The sequence below is a fragment of the Mycobacterium sp. genome (genome assembly GCF_049683935.1).
Lineage (GTDB): Bacteria > Actinomycetota > Actinomycetes > Mycobacteriales > Mycobacteriaceae > Mycobacterium.
In genome coordinates this window covers 12467-29873 of the sequence record NZ_JBAUJR010000328.1, presented here as the reverse complement: position 1 = coordinate 29873, position 17407 = coordinate 12467, and the positions used below count along the sequence as shown (strand labels likewise).

The following is a 17407-nucleotide window of genomic DNA, read 5'->3' as shown; positions in this document are numbered from 1 at the left end:
GTCCCACCGTCGGCGCCAACGGCGTCACGACGGTGACCCCGACGCCGCTGGTGCCGATCGCCGGTGCTCCCGGGGCAGGAGGCCCCGTGGCCGGCGCTCCCCCGCAGATCCAGGGCGGTCCCGCGATCCCCGGACAACCGATCGGCTGACCCGCCGGCTGGGACAGCTATCTGGGACCCGCGTTCCCACCTACCGACCCTGCCCGTCGTAAACTCCCGAAAGAGCGACGACGAACAGGAGCCCGCGCGATGCTGCGACCCCGCCGATTCGATGACGAGATAGACCCCGGTCCGGTGCAGATCCAGGCCCGCAAGGTGCACTTCGACCTGGCCGAGAGCCCGCTGCACTGGATTCCCGGGCACCCGGTGGCCTCCCACGTCGTCAGCGTGCTCAACATCGTGCTCCCGGCCGGCGAGCGCTGGTTCGTCGAGACGTTCAACGAAGCGTTGCCGCTCGTCAAAGACCCCAAGCTGGCCGAGGACATCCGCGGCTTCATCGGCCAGGAGGCCACCCACGCCGATGTGCACGATCAGGCGCTGCGCGGCTACATGGTCGACCGCGGCGTCGACCCTGCGCCGCTCCTCGATCAGGTCGAGCACCTGTTCAGCGGCGTCCTCGCTCCACCGGACACCACCGACCCGGCCCGCCGGATGACTCACCTCTGTGACCGGCTGTGGCTGATCGCCGCGATCGAGCACTACACCGCGGTGATGGGCGACTTCGCGCTCAACTGCACCTGGGACGATCACGATGCGGACCCGACTCTGGTGGACCTGTTCCGTTGGCATGGCAGCGAAGAGGTCGAACACCGCAGCGTCGCCCACGACGTCGCCACATATTTCGACAGCAGCTATCTCAGCCGCGTTCGCGCCATGGCAACGGCCGCGGTGATGCTGTGCATCTTCTTCCAGCGTGCCGCGTGGTACCTGGTCAAGACCGACCCGAGTGTCGACGCCAACTGGTGGACATTCAACCGGATGCGGATGCGCGACTCGAAACTCGGACTGCTGCCCCGCTACCGAAAGCTCTTCGGCTCCAACACGTTGGCGTACTTCCGCCCCGGCTATTCGCCGGACGAGCTGGGCTCCACCGCTCAGGCCGTCGCGTACCTCGCGGCCTCCCCCGCGGCCCGCGCCGCCCATCTGTGATGAGGCTGCTCGAGGCGTATCGCAACGCTCCGCCCAGCGCATTCGGCCGGGTTCGTCACGACCCGACCTTGAGCCTGGCGGAGGCGGCGCTCTCGGGAATCTGGGCTGCCACTGCGGCGGTACGCCGGATCCGGCCACCGGGTAGCGGCGTCGCGACCTTCCCGCTGCGGGTGGAGCGACGACGTGTGGTGGCCCACGACCAAGACGTGATCGAGCTGACCCTCGCATCCGCGGACGGCACGCCGCTGCCCAGGTGGTACCCGGGCGCCCACCTCGACCTCCACCTGCCCAGCGGTTTGGTGAGGCAGTACTCGCTGTGCGGGGACCCTGCATCGCGAGAGCGGTACCGCATCGCGGTGCGGCGGATTCCCGGCGGCGGCGGCGGATCGGTGGAGGTGCACGACGCCCTGCGGCAGGGCGCCACGGTGCACACCCACGGCCCGCGAAATGCGTTCCCGCTCACGGTGCCCGGCTACGGTTCGCCGTCGCGACGGTGCCACTTCATCGCCGGCGGTATCGGCATCACGCCGATCCTGCCGATGCTGGGCCTGGCTCGTCGACTCGGGGTCGAGTGGTCGATGGTCTACGCCGGCCGTAGCCGCGACAGCCTGCCGTTCGTCGACGAAGTGGCCGCATTCGGCGCGAACATCACCATCAGGACCGACGACACCGACAGCGTACCCACGGCGGCTGACCTGCTCGGCGATTGCCCCGACGGCACCGCGGTGTACGCGTGCGGGCCTGCGCCGATGCTGACCGCGATCAGGGCGGCGCTGGTCGGCCGCGACGATGTCGAACTGCACTTCGAACGGTTCGCGGCAGCGCCGGTCGTCGACGGACGGCCGTTCCGGGCCACCGTGGCATCCACCGGCGAGACGGTCGACGTCGGCGCCGAGGAGACACTGCTCGGCGCGCTGCGCCGGGCCGGGGTTTCCGCCCCGTACTCCTGCCAGCAGGGATTCTGCGGCACCTGCCGAACCCGGGTGCTCGCCGGCGAAGTCGAGCACCGCGACACCTTGCTGACCGACCCCGAACGCACCGCAGGAATGATGCTGACCTGCGTGTCGCGGGCTCCGGCTCAATCCGGTCTGACTCTGGATCTGTAGCGCAGCCATGAAATACGCCGTCTTCGCACCGGTGGGCGCAGGGCTCACCGCCGACCCGCGCTGGATGACACTGTTCGCGCAGCATCTGGAAGCCTGCGGGTTCGAGTCGATCGTTGTCGCGGAGCACACCGTGATGGTCTCGCGCTACGACAGCGTCTACCCCTACGACGAGTCCGGTCGGGTCGACCTGCCGGCGGATTGTCCGGTTCCCGATCCTGTTGACCTGCTGGCGTTTCTGGCCGGCCGCACGGATCGGCTGGGTTTGGCCACCGGGGTACTGGTGTTGCCCAACCACCATCCGGTGGTGATGGCGAAAAGGGCCGCCACCGTCGATGTGCTCTCCGGCGGGCGCCTGCGGTTGTGTGTCGGCGTTGGTTGGCTCAGGGAGGAGGTCGAGGCGTGCGGTTCCGATTTCGGCAGCCGTGGCCGCCGGACCGACGAGCAACTGCAGGTGATGAGGATGCTGTGGGACGGCCCGGCGCAGGGCGTGACCCATCGCGGTGAGTTCTTCTCCTTCGACGATGTGGTGTGCCGTCCGAAACCGCTTGCGCACTTGCCTGTTCACATCGGTGGTCACAGTCGCGCGGCGGCGCTGCGGGCGGGCCGTTACGGCGACGGCTTCCAGCCGCTCGGTGTGGGTGCGGACCGCCTCGGCGAACTGATCGCGGTCATGCGCGACGAGGCGACCAGGCTCGGACGCGACAGCGCGGCACTGGAGGTCTCCTTGGGGCATCAGGTGGACAAGATCAACCCCGAGCGGGCGGCCAGGCTCACCGCCACCGGTGCGGACCGGATCGTGCTGGCGCTGCCTACGCTGCCCGCCACCACCGACATCGACGAAGTCCGCGACATGCTGTCGGCGTGTGCCGATCGACTCGGGCTGACACCGTGAGCCTCGAGGTCGCCGACCGGCTCGCGGTCAGCGACCTTGTTCACCTGTACGCATCCGCCGTCGATGATCGCCGGTTCGTCGATGTGTGCGAATTGTTCACCGAGACAGCGGAATTGCGCCTGCCTGATCCCCCGCGCTCGCTGGAGCCGGTGCTCAGGCATCACGGCCGCGACGGCGTGCGGGCCGCGATGTCGGGACTCGCGCAGGTGAGTCGGACCGAACACGCGATCGTCGGTGAGGTGTATGCCGGTGGTGATCCCGGCTATGCGCTGGGCCGCATCACCTGTATCGCTCACCACTGGACGGTGACCGCTGAGTCGGTCACCGACGTGGTGTGGCACCTACGGTATGACGACGAATATCTGCGGACGGGAAAGGGCTGGCGGTTCCATGGTCGCGCATTGACGATCAATGCGATCGAGACGCCGACGGTTCGCCGCGTCCGAGCGCATCCTCGAGCCGATCGAGCAGTGGGCGCTGGCCCTTCACCAGCTTCGCCCGAGCGGTCGGCACCGCGAGCCACGCCGCCCGGTCGATCTCCGGGAATTCCCTGAGATTGCCTGAGCCTCTGGGCCATTCCAGTGTGAAGGTGTTGCTGGACATGCCTTCCAGGTCGAGGTCGGCACCAACGGCGAACGCCGTGATGACCTTGCCGCTGGGCTGGCGCAGCGGCGGGAAGTCGATCCGCCGCCCGGCCGGCGGCGGCTTTCCGATCTCCTCGGTGAATTCCCGCTGGGCCACTGTCCACGGGTCCTCCCCGTCGAGGTACTCGCCTTTGGGAATCGACCACGCGCCCTCGTCTTTGCGCGCCCAGAACGGGCCGCCTGGATGGCCGACGAGCACCTCGAGGAGTCCGTTGGTCTCGCGGTAGAGCAGGAGTCCGGCGCTGAGCTTGGGCACGGGTGGACGATAACCGGGTGCCGCAGTCGGCGTGCAAGGATGGGGGCATCATGACCCGTCCGCGGCCCACGCGCCGGTTCGACCCATTCCGGCCCCTCGACCTGCTCACCTCGCTGTGGTCGGCGGCGGCCATGGCACCGGTCAACGGTGGGGCCGCGACTGCCTATCGCACGCTGTTCATGACGATCCGCCGACTGGTTCTCGGGCGACGGGTCACCGTGCGTCTCGACGACGGCGACCTGACGATGACGGTCGCGGAGTTCGACTCCCGCCTCGATGTCCGGGGGCTGTCGGTCGGTCAACTCAACGACGTCACGATGGTGGCCCACGGTATTCGTTGGCGGACGAGCTCGTTCGATCGCGCGTCGGTGGTGTTGCACAACGTGCACGTCAAACCCGCCATCACTCCAGTGCTCGTGGCGGCGCCGGTGGAGATGACACTGGACGTGCCGACGACCTCACTCGACGAGCTGTTCCGCTCGGTGGCTCCGAGGCTCCACGGCGAGATCGGAGCCGACGGTGTGGCGCGCCTGCGGATGGCCCGCCGTCCGCGGATGGGCCACGTCGAAGTGGCGGCCAGGTTGGACGGCTCGACGCTGTGGCTGACCCCGCGCGGTGTGACGATCGGCCGCACGTGCTGGCAGCTCCCGGCCAGGACCCCGTCATACCCGGTGCGGCTGCCTGAGTTCGCCCACGGGCTGCAATTGACCGGTATCACCTTCGCCCCCGGGGTCGTACGGGTGACGGGGACGCTGCCGCAGTGGCGTGCCGAGCTGCCGCGCAGACGACTGGAGGACATCGTCACCCAGCTGACCGTGTCCGGTGTCGTACTCAACCTGAGCAGGCTGGGCAGGCTGCTCTAGAGTCTCGTCTGTGCTCGGGTACTCCCGGTATGTCGCGTTGGGCGACAGCCAGACCGAAGGACTGTGGGACGGCGACGACGCCGCCGGACTGGCCGGGTTCGCCGACCGGCTGGCTGTGCTGCTCGACGGTCATCAGCCGGGATTGCAGTATGCGAATCTTGCGGTGCGCGGCAAGCAGATTCACGATGTGCTCGTCGATCAGCTGCCCAGGGCGACGGCGATGCGCGCGGATCTGATCACTGTCTGCATCGGGATGAACGACGTGACCCGCCCCGGCCCCGGATTCGACGCGGCGCTGGCACAACTGGACGAGCTCTATGCGCGGCTCGCCGACTCGGGGGCCACGGTGGTGACGACGACGTTCCCGGACCTGGCGAGGATCCTGCCCATCGGGCGGGTCCTCGCCAGACGGGTCCTACAGATCAACAGCCGGATCCGCGACGGTGCCGACCGGCACGGATTCCGCCTCGTCGACCTCCATCAGGCACCGTCGATGACTCAGCCGGACACCTGGAGCGTGGACCGGGTACACGGTTCGACGAAGGGACACATGCTGTTCGCCGCGGCTGCCGCCGAGGCGCTCGGTCTGCCGGGCAGCAGCCACGACTGGGCGCAGATCGACCCGAGGGCCGCGGCTCCCTCCTTTCGGACGCGGACCTATTCGCAGGTGCTGTGGACACAGAACATGCTGATGCCGTGGCTCTGGCGACATGTCCGCGGCCGGTCCGCGGGAAACGACCGCGCGCCGCGGCGGCCGGTGTTGCAACCGCTGACGGGCTAGATGTCCCAGGCCGAGCCGATCTGCTCGGCGACGTCGATGACTTTGGCCTTGACCGATTCCGGGCTGTCGATCTCGCCGGCCACGTGTGCGGCGATGAACCGCCTGATCTCGGCGTCCACGCCGCCGACGATGCGAACCACCTCGCCGCGCAGCGACTTCGAGGTCACGTGGATGGCGATGTCGGAGGCACGCGGCTTCTCGACGTCGAGGATCAGCAGCAGCGGTTCGGCGGCCCGGGCGGTGGCGCGCAGCGAGATCTCGCCGAACACCATGAATCTGGGTTTGTCGATCCGCAGATCGACCACCATGTCGATCTCCAGCGGGATGCGGATGGCAAACGTGATCGATTCGCCGACCTGGCGGCTGACCCTGGGTTCGAGTATTTGAACCCTGGCCGTGACCTTGGCGATCTTGCCCGGCCCCTGGGCGATGGGACCCATCTCGAACGCGTCGCCGGCGATCGCGGCGATCGCACCGCCCACCCGGTCCTCGGTGACGGCGATCTCAAAGAATCGACGTCCGAATTCCTCGTAGGTGATGTAATCAGCAGCTTCCATGGTGGTGCTACGTTCTCACGCCCGCGGTGCCGATCGGTGCAACGCGGCCGAATCGGGCAGCGACGTCGCCGCCGCGCCACCGCGGTTGACCTGGCATCCTCAGGCGATTTCGCCGAACACCCGGATCCGGGACATCGTCACGCGCTCGGCGGCGAAGTCGGCGATGACCACGCTGCGAGCACCGTCGCGGTCGACCCTGGCCGCAACCGAACGTCCTGACTGGATGAGCTTGTCCCACGCCCCGCCGGAGAGATTCTTCACCAGGTCCGATGTGGTCAGCGCCTCGTCTTCGCCCAGGGTGATGGGGATGTCGGCCGCCAATCGGTGGACACCGATCTCGTCGCCGCTGCACGCTTGATCCAGGAAACGCGAGAACAATCCCTTGGCGCCGGAGCCGACGCCCCGGAATCCGCTGAGAAATCCGAGGCTGCCGGACAGTCCCTGATTGGCGAACATGCTTCTGCCGAGCGCGATTCCGGCAGGTACCGCACCGATTCCGCCGCGCGCGAACTGCCCGATCATCGTCGGCAGCTCCCAGTACGCGGACAGTGCGGCGACTCTCAGCTCGTCACGATCGGTTCGCAGGTCGTAACGGATGTAGGTGGGTACCTGCATCGTCAGCGTCGAGGCCATCACGATCTCGAGCTCGACGTCGCGGATCACGGTGTTGCCCACGACGATGTCCACGTCCGGGCGGTGGGTGATGGAACGCGGCCCGATGAAGGTGTCGTAGAAGCGACCGATGGCGACGTGACCCCGGTGTGGCTGGGAACCCACCGGATCCTCCACTCGACCGTCAGTGGTGAACAAGCCGATCCAGCCGTCCCGGTCATGCGATCCGGCCGCGGCCAGCGACCGGTGCGCCGTGGCCAACAGGTCCGCTCGTGTCGTGGGCATATGGATGCCTACCACCTCCGGCTGGCGACAGTCGACTAGTTCTGTCGACGCAGGCACACTGGTGGGTATCCGCCGTGCTGCGGGCACGGCCTGAGGAGGTACCACCATGAGCAATTCTTCCGGGCGACCGTTCGGCTTCGACCCCGAGGATCTGGACCGCGTCGTCCGCGAGGCGGGCGAGGGACTGCGTGAAGCGCTGGACGGGGTCGGCAGGTTCGTGAACTCCTCGGGCGAACGCGCGGGCTGGTCGATGCTGTTCGACGAGTTCACCCGCGGCACCCGGCCCCGCACCCAGCCCGAGACCACCGGGGAGACCGGTGACGGCGTATGGGCCATCTACACCGTCGACGAGGATGGTGGCGCCCAGATCGACCAGGTGTATCCGACCGAACTGGATGCGCTGCGGGCGAACAAGACCAACACCGACCCTGCCCGCCGGGTCCGGTTCCTGCCCTACGGGATGGCGGTCAGCGTGCTCGATGCGCCCCAGGCGACCGAAGGCACCGGCTCCTAGCCCACCTTCAGCCGACCAGGACCCGCAGATACTCCCAGCCGCGAACCGTCGACGTCGGCGCCAACCGCGCGGTGTCGCGTTCGATGTCCCACTCCGGCCAGCGGGTGAGAAGTTCGTCGAGGGCGACCCGGCCCTCCAGGCGTGCCAGATTCGCCCCCAGGCAGTAGTGCACTCCCTTGCCGAAGGTGAGGTGGCTGATGTTGTCGCGGTGGATGTCGAACGTGTCGGGGCGCGGGTAGCGGCGCTCGTCCCGGTTGGCCGCCCCGAACAACAGCAGCATCGGCGCGCCTGCCGGGACGGTCGTCCCGTGGCAGTCGAAGTCGCCGGCCATGTATCGGGCCACGTGCGGTCCGGTGGGTTCGAATCGCAGCGTCTCGTCGACGGCTCGCAGCAGTAGCGACCGGTCTTCGACGATCTCGCGACGCTGGTCCGGATGTTCGGCCAGCACTTTCGCGAGCCATCCGATCAGTCGGCCGGTGGTCTCGTTACCCGCTCCTGCGACCACCTGGGTGTAGTGCAGCACCTCTTTGCGGGTCAGCTTGCGGATGACGCCGTGTTCGTCCTCGAACTCCACGTTGAGCAGCGCGGTCATCAGATCGTCGGACGGGTTGGCCGATCGCCAGTCGACATAGTCGGCATAGATGCTGCCGTCGGCGATCTTGTCGGGGTTGGCCACCCTCATCGGCGCGCCCGGCCTGGTCCGTAGGTTGGCATCGTTGGCATCGCGTACCGACACCTGTTCTGACTCCGGGATGCCCAACAGCATGCCGATGACCCGCATCGGCATCATCGAGGCCAACTCGCCGATGATGTCGAATCCGTCCGAGCCCACCAGCGGATCCAGACAGTTGACGCAGTACCGCCGGATCTGGTCTTCGATCTCGGCCATCCGCCTGGGTGTGAACACCCGCGACATCAACCCGCGCAGCATCGTGTGGACGGGCGGATCCTCGAACATCATCACGCCGCGGGGCATGTCGAAGTCCGAGGTGACCAGTTCCAGGATGTCACTGCGGCTGTTCGAGAACACTTCCCAGTTCGACAGCGCACTCTCGACGTCGGCGTGCCGCGACAGCGCCCAGAAGCCGTACCGGTCGTTGTAGTAGAGCGGTGCTTCGTCGCGAAGTCGGGCGTATGTCGGATACGGGTCTGCGGTGATCGTCACGTCGTAGGGGTCGTAGTACACCGACACCGTGCCCGCTCCTCGCCGGCGGCGAGCGCCGCCGCCACTGTGTTGGGCGGTCGCTCAGCATTCACCTGCCGCCATGTCTAGCAGCGGGCTCGATCTACGGTCAAGGGAAGGCTCATCGGGAGTCCGACAGTGACCTGGCCCGCACTGGCGATAAAGGAGTTAGCAGCGACACAGTTACTTGGCTAATCTGTGGACTGAGTGAGAACTTATACGGGCTAAGTTACGATTCGGCAGTACATCGATACGGAACCAGAGGTTCGACATTGGTCGACAAGAGTCGGGGGCGACACTCGTGATCGGGCTCGCCAAAAAGGTGTGGCTGCCGCTGCTCATCGTATTCGTGGTGGTGGTCGCGGGGATGACGGTGTCGCGGATCCGGACGTTCTTCGGTTCCGAGGGCATCATCGAAACGCCGCGCAACTTTGCCGACCTGCCTGAACCGTACGACCCGAAAGAGATCCGCTACGAGATCTCCGGCAGTGGGTCCTACGCCGACATCAACTACCTCGATCTGGACGCCAAGCCTCAGCGGGTCGACGGTGCGGCGTTGCCGTGGTCGCTGCTGCTGAGCACCACCGAGCCGTCGGCCGCCCCGAACATCGTCGCGCAAGGTGACGGCGGAACGATCACCTGCCGGATCTTCGTCGACGACGAACTGAAGGACGAGAGGACCACTGACGGCTTGAACGCCCAGACCTTCTGCTTTGTGAAGTCCGCATGAGCACACCGGTGAGCGACGCCCCCACAGACGCCTTCCCTCCGGCCCGGAAGCCGCACCGCCCGTTCATCCCGCGAATGATCCGCACGTTTGCGGTCCCCATCATCCTCGGCTGGGTCGCACTCATTGTGGCACTCAATGTCGTTGTGCCGCAGCTGGAAACCGTCGGGCAGATGCAGGCCGTCTCGATGAGCCCCGATGATGCGCCATCGATGATCTCGATGAAGAAGGTCGGCGAACTGTTCGAGGAAGGCGACTCGGACAGCTCTGTGATGATCGTGTTCGAGGGCGAGGAGCCCCTCGGCGACGAGGCGCACGCCTGGTACGACGACATGGTCGACCGACTCGAGGCCGATACCGCCCACGTGCAGTCGGTGCAGGACTTCTGGAGCGACCCGCTGACGGCATCGGGCTCGCAGAGCACCGACGGCAAGGCCGCCTACGTCCAGGTCAAGCTGGCCGGTAACCAGGGCGAAGCGCTGGCGAACGAGTCGGTGGATTCGGTGCAGAACATCGTCGACAGCCTCGAAGCTCCACCCGGGGTGACGGCGTATGTCACCGGGCCCGCGGCGCTGGCAGCCGACCAGCACATCGCCGGTGACCGCAGCATGCGGTTGATCGAGGCGACGACGTTCACCGTCATCATCATCATGCTGCTGCTGGTGTACCGGTCCATCGTCACGGTGCTCATCACGTTGGTGATGGTGGTTCTGTCGCTGACCGCTGCCCGGGGCGTGGTCGCGTTCCTCGGCTTCCACGAGATCATCGGCCTCTCGACCTTCGCGACGAACCTGCTGGTAACACTCGCGATAGCCGCGGCGACCGACTACGCCATCTTCCTGACGGGTCGATATCAGGAAGCCCGCGCCGACGGCGAGGACAAAGAGACCGCGTTCTACACGATGTTCGAGAGCACCGCGCACGTGGTGCTCGGCTCGGGTCTGACGATCGCCGGTGCCACGTTCTGCCTGAGCTTCACCCGACTGCCCTACTTCCAGACCATGGGTGTGCCGCTGGCGATCGGCATGTTCGTCGTGGTGATGGCCGGCGTCGTCCTGATGACCGCCGTGATCAGTTTCGTAACCCGGTTCGGCAAGATCCTGGAGCCCAAGCGCACGATGCGGGTGCGGGGTTGGCGCAAGATCGGCGCTGCGGTGGTCCGCTGGCCCGGCCCCATCCTCGTGGCGACGATCGCGCTGTCGCTGGTCGGGCTGCTCGCCCTGCCCGGTTACCAGACCAACTACAACGACCGCAATTATCTGCCGGCCGATCTGCCCGCCAACGAGGGGTACGCCGCTGCCGACCGCCACTTCTCGCAGGCTCGGATGAACCCCGAACTGCTGATGGTCGAAAGCGACCACGACATGCGCAACTCGGCCGATTTCCTGGTGATCGACAAGATCGCGAAAGCGCTCTTCCGGGTCGAGGGCATCGCCCGTGTGCAGGCCATCACCCGCCCCGACGGGAAACCGATCAAGCACACCTCCATCCCGTTCCAGATGAGCATGCAGGGCACCACCCAGCGGCTCAACGAGAAGTACATGCAGGACCGGATGGCCGACATGCTGGTTCAGGCCGACGAGATGGCCAACACCATCACCACGATGGAGAAGATGTCGAGCCTGACCGCCCAGATGTCGGAGATCACCTCCAGCATGGTGGCTCAGATGGAGAACATGGTCGTCGACATCGAAGAACTCCGCGACAACATCGCGAATTTCGATGATTTCTTCCGGCCGATCCGCAACTACTTCTACTGGGAACCCAAGTGCTACAACATCCCGGTCTGCTGGGCGATGCGATCGGTGTTCGACACCCTCGACGGCATCAACGTGATGACCGACGACATCAAGGCGATCCTGCCGGACATGCAGCGGTTGGACACCCTGATGCCCCAGATGGTCGCGTTGATGCCCGAGATGATCACGACGATGAAGACCATGCGCACGATGATGCTGACCATGTACCAGAGCCAGAAGGGTCAGCAGGACCAGATGGCCGCGATGTCCGAGGACTCGGACGCGATGGGCGAGGCCTTCGACGACTCGATGAACGACGACTCGTTCTATCTGCCGCCGGAGATCTTCGAGAACAAGGACTTCCAACGCGGCCTGGAACAGTTCCTGTCTCCTGACGGTCACGCGGTGCGGTTCATCATCGCCCACGAGGGTGATCCGTTGACCCCCGAGGGGATCAAGAAGATCGACGCGATCAAGACTGCCGCGAAGGAGGCCATCAAGGGCACTCCGCTGGAGGGGTCCAAGGTCTATCTCGGCGGAACGGCAGCCACCTTCAAGGACATGCAGGACGGCAACAACTGGGACCTGTTGATCGCCGGCATCTCGGCGCTGTGCCTGATCTTCATCATCATGCTGATCATCACCCGCGCAGTGGTCGCCGCCGCGGTCATCGTCGGCACGGTGGTGGTCTCTCTCGGCGCCTCGTTCGGTCTGTCGATTCTGATCTGGCAGCACATCCTCGGCATCGAACTGCACTGGATGGTGTTCGCGATGGCCGTGATCGTGCTGCTGGGCGTGGGGGCCGACTACAACCTGCTGCTGGTCTCCCGGCTCAAAGAGGAGATCCATGCCGGCGTCGGCACCGGCATCATCCGCGCGATGGGTGGCAGCGGCACGGTGGTAACCGCCGCCGGATTGGTGTTCGCCTTTACCATGATGTCGATGGCGGTCAGCGAGCTGACCGTGATCGGGCAGGTCGGTACGACGATCGGCCTGGGTCTGTTGTTCGACACACTCGTGATCCGTGCGTTCATGACCCCGTCCATCGCCGCGCTGATGGGACCGTGGTTCTGGTGGCCGCAACGCGTGCGCACCCGACCTGTCCCCTCGCCGTGGCCGAAACCTGAACGGCTGCAAGAAGAACCGTCCGAAGGAGTGCGTCCATGAAACGGGCACTGGTAGGAGTCGCCGCACTGGCGATGGGATTGGCGCTCGCGGCCCCGGCCGCGGCCGACCCAGACACGGCGTTCGCCGAGGAGTTGCACACCTACGGCATCTACGGCCAGAAGGACTACAACGCCTGGATCGGCAAGATCACGTGCAAGCGCCTGACCAGAGGCGTCGACCACGATGCCTTCGAGTCGGCTGATTTTGTGCACACCAACCTGCAGAAGGGCAGCACCACCGAACAGGCGTGGCAGTTCCTGGCCGCGGGACTGCGGACATACTGCCCCGACAAGCTGCCGCTGCTGGACGTGGCGCGACAATGAGCAAGAGGAGCGAGATGATTTCGGCAATGGTGCGCAAAGCGAGTGCCGCAGTCGCGGTCTTCGGTGCGATCACGATGGCGCTTCCCGCAGTGGCCTCCGCCGACGCGACCGACGACTACCCGATCCCCAATCGGATGTTGAAGACGACCTGTACCGCCGAGCAGATCATGGCAGCCGCAAGGGATGTCGAGCCCGTCTACTACGAGCGCTACATGATCGACTACAACAACAAGTCACCCGAGGTTCACCGGGCCGTGCAGGACCGGATCCACTGGTTCTACTCGATGGACTACGCCGGCCGCCGCGCATACTCGGAGGAAACGGCGACCAACGCGTTCTACGAGCAGTTGGCGTGGAACTGGCCGAACTGGGCGAAGCTGTTCTTCAACAACAAGGGTGTGGCCGCCCGCACCACCGACATCTGCAACCAGTACCCGCCCGACGACATGTCGGTCTGGGTCTGGTAGCCGACTTTGGCCATCCGCCGACAGTTCAACGAGGCGATCACCCGTTTCTGGAGCATCGCCGCGCCGGTGTACGACACAGAAGTCGTCCAGCAGTGGGTGTACCGGCCGCCGCAGGATGAGATGATCGCACTGCTGACCGCCCACGGATCTCGTCGGGTGGCCGATGTCGGCTGTGGCACAGGCATTCTCGCTGACCGCATCACACGGGAGGCCCAGGCCGATCAGATCTTCGGCATCGACCTGTCCGAGGGCATGCTGGCGCAAGCTGCCGCGCGGTCGGCGACGGTGCAGTGGCGGATCGCACCGGCCGAGCAGTTGCCGTTCGACGACGGCAGCCTCGATGCGGTGGTGACGACATCGGCCTTTCACTTCTTCAACCAACCTGCCGCGCTGCGTGAGTTCCACCGGGTCCTCACGCCGGGAGGTTTCGCCGCAGTGGCGACACTCAGCCCCCGTCAACAACTTCCGTTGGGATGGCTGACCGCCAACCGGCTCAATCCCGCTCACGCCCCCACGCCGGAGGAGATGCGCGTGCTGTTCACCGACGCCGGCTTCAGCGTCGACGACCAGCACCGGGTGCGCCGCCCGGCCTGGACTTACCTGCTCTCCGACCTGATCACCGTGGGTCACAGGGACTGAACGCCGATATCTGCCGCCGGCGCTGAGAAGAGCGCCGAACGCCGCGGCGTGTCATTATTCTCGCGGATATTGGCGTTGCCGCCACTGGAAGTGGCTGGGTCGTGTGCGCGACACTGGGAGTGAACCGTCCGTCTCGGGGTGTCGCACCCCCGGAACCATGTCGCGCACCCAGAACCGCAGTGAGGAACACCGTTATGACTGATGTGATGAAGGCCGTTGTACTCGCCCGTTTCGGAGGGGCCGATGCTTTCGAGTTGCGGGATGTCTCGGTTCCACCCGTTGGACCTCGTCAGGTGCGGGTGCGTGTCCATGCGACCGCTGTCAATCCGCTCGACTATCAGATCCGTCGCGGAGACTACGTGGACCTCGTGCCGCTGCCGGCGATCATCGGGCATGACATCTCCGGTGTGATCGAGGAAGTCGGATCCCACGTCAGCGAGTTCCGCGCCGGTGATGAGGTCTACTACATGCCCCAGATCTTCGGCGGTCCCGGCTCCTACGCCGAGCAGCACGTCGCCGACGTCGACCTCGTCGGCCGCAAGCCGGAGAACCTCAGCCACCTGGAGGCGGCGAGCCTGACGCTCGTCGGCGGAACGGTCTGGGAGTCCTTGGTGACGCGAGCTCAGCTCACCGTCGGCGAGACGATACTCATCCACGGCGGCACGGGCGGCGTCGGCACGATCGCGATCCAGGTCGCCAAAGCGATGGGCGCACGGGTGATCACCACCGCGAAAGCCGGCGACCACGAGTTCGTGCGCTCCCTCGGAGCCGACGCGGCAATCGACTACACGTCGGCCGACTACGTCGATGCCGTGGCCGAGTTGACGCGAGGCACCGGCGTCGATGTCGTCTTCGACACGATCGGCGGCGACGCGCTCACCCGAAGCCCGCTGACGCTCGCCGACTCCGGACGCGTCGTCAGCATCGTCGACATCGCGCAGCCGCAGAACCTCATCGAAGCGTGGGGTAAGAACGCCGCCTATCACTTCGTCTTCACCCGGCAGAACCGAGGAAAGCTGGACTCGCTCACCACGCTGGTCGAGCGCGGTCACGTGAAGCCGGTCATCGGCGCGACACTTCCGCTCGCCCGGACGGGAGAGGCTCACGAGCTCCTGGAGAACAGGCGGTCGTATGCACTCCGCGGCAAGGTCGCGATCGACGTGGCGGGCGACTCCGTTGCGCTTCCCCCTCGCATCTCGTAGCTGTCAGCTCCGCCCAGAGAAAGTGGCGCGGTACTCGGTGGGAGACACGTCCAGAAGCCGGCGAAAATGCAGTCGAAGGTTCGACCCGGTTCCCAGGCCGACCTTTTCGGCGATGCGGTCGACCGACAGCCTGGTGCTCTCCAGGAGCTCGCGGGCGGTGTCGACCCGTGCCTGGAGGATCCACTGCAGCGGGGTGCTGCCGGTCTCTTCGGCGAAGCGGCGCAGGAACGTGCGGGGAGACATCTGCGCGTGTGCGGCGAGTCCGGCGATCGTGAGCTGCTGGTCGAGCCGCGTCAGGGCCCATTCGCGCGTCGCGGCGAGGGTGTCGCCATGGGCTGCCGCGCTGATCTTCGGCAGGTACTGGGCCTGACCCCCGGTCCGGTAGGGCGCGGTCACGAGTGCTCGTGCGATTTCCTTCGCCGCGCCCACGCCGAGGTCGCGCCGAACGATGTGCAGGCACAGGTCCAGACCGGCGGCAGCCCCCGCCGAGGTGAGGATGTCTCCCTCGTCGACGAAGAGCACATTCGGCTCGACCGCGATCTGCGGATGTCGCTGCGCGAGTTTCTCCGCCGCATCCCAGTGCGTCGTCGCCCGCAGACCGTCGAGCAGGCCGGCATCCGCGAGAGCGAATGCGCCGTAGCAGATCGACGCGATGCGTGCCCCACGGGACGCGGCGCTGCGGAGCGCTTCGCACACCTCCACCGGTATCGGCCGGCCCGCCGGGGCGTACCCCGGGACGATGACCGTGTCCGCGTCGGCCAGCGCGTCCAGGCCCCGCAGGACTGTGTAGCCGAAGCTGCCGTGGGACGGCACCGTTCCGGCGGTGACCCCGCACGCCGACACCTCGTAGGGGAACCCCGACTCCGGATGGAACACCTCCGCCGGGATTCCGACGTCCAGCGGGCGCGCACCATCGAGCACCAGGACCACCACCTGATGCGGCCGCCGCATCACACCCGACTCCGATCTGGCCGACGCGCGCCGACCGCGTCATCATTTTTGCACGCATGCCCACTATCGCCATCCGTGCGCATCGCCCCGGGGCGGCGCCGCGGCACGGGGGAAATCAAGCGGCTCTTGAGGCTAGGCGGGACCGGGCCGAATCCCAAGCCACACAACGGGGTTGACCGGTCAGAGGCCGAACTGGTCCTCGACGATCCCCAGCCACACCTGTGCCGCATCGATTGCCACCTTCTCGCTGATGAAGGCGTGCTGCGTTCCGGTGTAGACGTCGCGAAACGCCCGCTCGAGTCGAGTGCCCTCGCGGATGGCGCTGGTTCCAGCGACGAGGTGAGCCCATTCGGCGCAACCCCTGGCCGTGTCGGTGGCGAATACCGCCGCGACCCGCATGTCGGCCCGTAGCGTCGGCGTGAGCTCTCCGCCGTCGGCAACGGCGGCCTCGGCTGTGGTGAACGCATCGAGAACGAGCAGCCGCGCGGCGCGCCAGGCAGCCACGTGGTGGGCCAGGCCCTTCTGGAATGTGGGACGGCTGGCCAGTGCCGCCATGTCGCTCATCCGGAACTTCGTCTCCGCCATCTCCGCAACGTCGTCGAGCATGCTCTTGGCGACCCCGAGCACCCACGCGGCATGGCCTGCTGCGGTCACCGGCATCATCCCCATCCGGGTGGCGGGTGAACTCCCCCGTCTGGGCTCACGGCTGAAAAGCGCAAACGTGCGTCCGTGGGGGACGAACACGTCGTTGATGGCGTAGTCGTACGACCCGGTGCCCTTGAGTCCCTGTACATGCCAGCCGTCCTTGAACTCGACCTGGTCGCGCGGCACCACGGCGACCTGCATGTCGGGCACGCCCTCGCTGACCCACTGCATCTCGCCGTCGACCATCGGCATGAATCCGGCCGCGACGTACTCGGCGTGACCGGTGCCCGACCCGAAGCTCCAGGACCCGGTCAGCCGGTAACCGCCCTCGACGGCGACACCCTGACCGTTGGGGAAGAACTGACCGCCCATGGTGACGTGGTTGTTGTTGGCGGTGAACACCTCGGCGAAACCGTCGTCGGGCAGATACGTCGCCGCGGCGAACGCCGACGGCAGGTTGGCGATCCCGGTCCAGCCGAATGATCCGTCCTGCCAAGCCATTTCGATCCAGGTCTCGATCATCTCAGCGAACGACGGCTCGAGGCCACCTGCGTCGACGGGGTTGAAGGCCGACATCAGACCGGTGGACCACATCGTCTCGACGACCGGCGCTGTCAGCGTGCGGTTCTGCTCGCACGCAGCGGCCTCGGCGAACACCAGATCGCGCATCTCGCGGGCGAGTCCGACGATGTGGTCAGGGGCGTGG

At 66.5% G+C, this 17407-nt stretch carries 18 protein-coding genes and 1 pseudogene; 13 read left to right on the top strand and 6 right to left on the bottom strand.

Annotation, left to right across the window (positions count from 1 at the left end; genetic code table 11):
* Positions 1-248 precede the first annotated feature (248 nt).
* From WA965_RS19515 to WA965_RS19500, 4 genes and pseudogenes are all read left to right on the top strand, one after another.
* Positions 249-1148, top strand: coding sequence for a metal-dependent hydrolase (locus WA965_RS19515; protein ID WP_526300255.1), 900 nt, complete (start codon positions 249-251; stop codon positions 1146-1148).
* Complete coding sequence (locus WA965_RS19510; protein WP_526300257.1) at positions 1148-2254, top strand: PDR/VanB family oxidoreductase; 1107 nt, start codon at positions 1148-1150, stop codon at positions 2252-2254. The genes WA965_RS19515 and WA965_RS19510 overlap by 1 nt, the downstream gene beginning before the upstream one ends.
* A 7-nt stretch (positions 2255-2261) precedes the next feature.
* Positions 2262-3146 carry an LLM class F420-dependent oxidoreductase gene (locus tag WA965_RS19505; protein WP_526300259.1) on the top strand — a complete coding sequence of 295 codons (885 nt, stop codon included), beginning with the start codon at positions 2262-2264 and terminating at the stop codon, positions 3144-3146.
* Positions 3116-3532 (top strand): annotated as a pseudogene (locus WA965_RS19500) (nuclear transport factor 2 family protein); the annotation flags it as partial. The gene WA965_RS19505 and the pseudogene WA965_RS19500, both read left to right, overlap by 31 nt.
* A gap of 22 nt (positions 3533-3554) precedes the next feature.
* Here the strand turns inward: WA965_RS19500 and WA965_RS19495 are convergent.
* Entirely contained in the window at positions 3555-4046 is a 492-nt protein-coding gene (locus WA965_RS19495) for an NUDIX hydrolase (RefSeq protein ID WP_526300261.1), read from the bottom strand.
* A gap of 50 nt (positions 4047-4096) precedes the next feature.
* On the opposite strand from WA965_RS19495, the gene WA965_RS19490 reads away from it, so the two are divergent.
* Positions 4097-4909, top strand: coding sequence for a hypothetical protein (locus WA965_RS19490; RefSeq protein WP_526300263.1), 813 nt, complete (start codon positions 4097-4099; stop codon positions 4907-4909).
* A 10-nt stretch (positions 4910-4919) separates the two neighbouring features.
* Positions 4920-5690: an SGNH/GDSL hydrolase family protein gene (locus tag WA965_RS19485; protein ID WP_526300265.1), complete on the top strand. Its 771-nt coding sequence runs from the start codon at positions 4920-4922 to the stop codon at positions 5688-5690.
* Here WA965_RS19485 and WA965_RS19480 read toward each other — a convergent pair.
* Together WA965_RS19480 and WA965_RS19475 are read right to left on the bottom strand one after the other, a co-directional pair.
* Complete coding sequence (locus WA965_RS19480) at positions 5687-6247, bottom strand: hypothetical protein (protein ID WP_526300267.1); 561 nt, start codon at positions 6245-6247, stop codon at positions 5687-5689. The two genes, WA965_RS19485 and WA965_RS19480, sit on opposite strands and share 4 nt — an antisense overlap.
* Positions 6248-6346: 99 nt before the next feature.
* Positions 6347-7144 carry a nuclear transport factor 2 family protein gene (locus WA965_RS19475; protein ID WP_526300268.1) on the bottom strand — a complete coding sequence of 266 codons (798 nt, stop codon included), beginning with the start codon at positions 7142-7144 and terminating at the stop codon, positions 6347-6349.
* Positions 7145-7250: 106 nt separating this feature from the next.
* Here WA965_RS19475 and WA965_RS19470 point away from each other — a divergent pair, with 106 nt between their 5' ends.
* Positions 7251-7658 carry an Rv0313 family protein gene (locus tag WA965_RS19470; protein WP_526300270.1) on the top strand — a complete coding sequence of 136 codons (408 nt, stop codon included), beginning with the start codon at positions 7251-7253 and terminating at the stop codon, positions 7656-7658.
* Positions 7659-7665: 7 nt separating this feature from the next.
* On the opposite strand, the gene WA965_RS19465 is transcribed toward WA965_RS19470, so the two are convergent.
* Positions 7666-8850, bottom strand: a complete 1185-nt coding sequence (locus WA965_RS19465) for a cytochrome P450 (protein ID WP_526300272.1) — start codon at positions 8848-8850, stop codon at positions 7666-7668.
* 292 nt (positions 8851-9142) lie between these two features.
* Here WA965_RS19465 and WA965_RS19460 point away from each other — a divergent pair, with 292 nt between their 5' ends.
* The 6 genes from WA965_RS19460 (at position 9143) to WA965_RS19435 (ending at position 15105) form a co-directional block, all read left to right on the top strand.
* Positions 9143-9571, top strand: coding sequence for an MmpS family transport accessory protein (locus WA965_RS19460; RefSeq protein ID WP_526300274.1), 429 nt, complete (start codon positions 9143-9145; stop codon positions 9569-9571).
* Entirely contained in the window at positions 9568-12474 is a 2907-nt protein-coding gene (locus WA965_RS19455) for an MMPL/RND family transporter (RefSeq protein ID WP_526300276.1), read from the top strand. Before WA965_RS19460 ends, WA965_RS19455 begins: the two co-directional genes overlap by 4 nt.
* Positions 12471-12797, top strand: a complete 327-nt coding sequence (locus WA965_RS19450) for a DUF732 domain-containing protein (RefSeq protein ID WP_526300278.1) — start codon at positions 12471-12473, stop codon at positions 12795-12797. Before WA965_RS19455 ends, WA965_RS19450 begins: the two co-directional genes overlap by 4 nt.
* 26 nt (positions 12798-12823) lie before the next feature.
* The gene (locus tag WA965_RS19445; RefSeq protein ID WP_526300290.1) at positions 12824-13264 is read left to right on the top strand and encodes a DUF5078 domain-containing protein; all 441 of its coding nucleotides are present in this window, start codon (positions 12824-12826) and stop codon (positions 13262-13264) included.
* A gap of 6 nt (positions 13265-13270) precedes the next feature.
* Positions 13271-13903, top strand: coding sequence for a class I SAM-dependent DNA methyltransferase (locus WA965_RS19440; RefSeq protein ID WP_526300280.1), 633 nt, complete (start codon positions 13271-13273; stop codon positions 13901-13903).
* Between the two features lie 194 nt (positions 13904-14097).
* Positions 14098-15105, top strand: coding sequence for a zinc-dependent alcohol dehydrogenase family protein (locus WA965_RS19435; protein ID WP_526300282.1), 1008 nt, complete (start codon positions 14098-14100; stop codon positions 15103-15105).
* 3 nt (positions 15106-15108) lie between these two features.
* Here the strand turns inward: WA965_RS19435 and WA965_RS19430 are convergent, their stop codons facing one another.
* On the bottom strand, positions 15109-16056 hold the full coding sequence (locus tag WA965_RS19430; protein ID WP_526300284.1) for a GlxA family transcriptional regulator: 948 nt from the start codon (positions 16054-16056) through the stop codon (positions 15109-15111).
* 180 nt (positions 16057-16236) lie between these two features.
* A complete protein-coding gene (locus tag WA965_RS19425; protein ID WP_526300292.1) occupies positions 16237-17370 on the bottom strand; it encodes an acyl-CoA dehydrogenase family protein in 1134 nt (377 codons plus the stop codon).
* Positions 17371-17407: the final 37 nt, after the last annotated feature.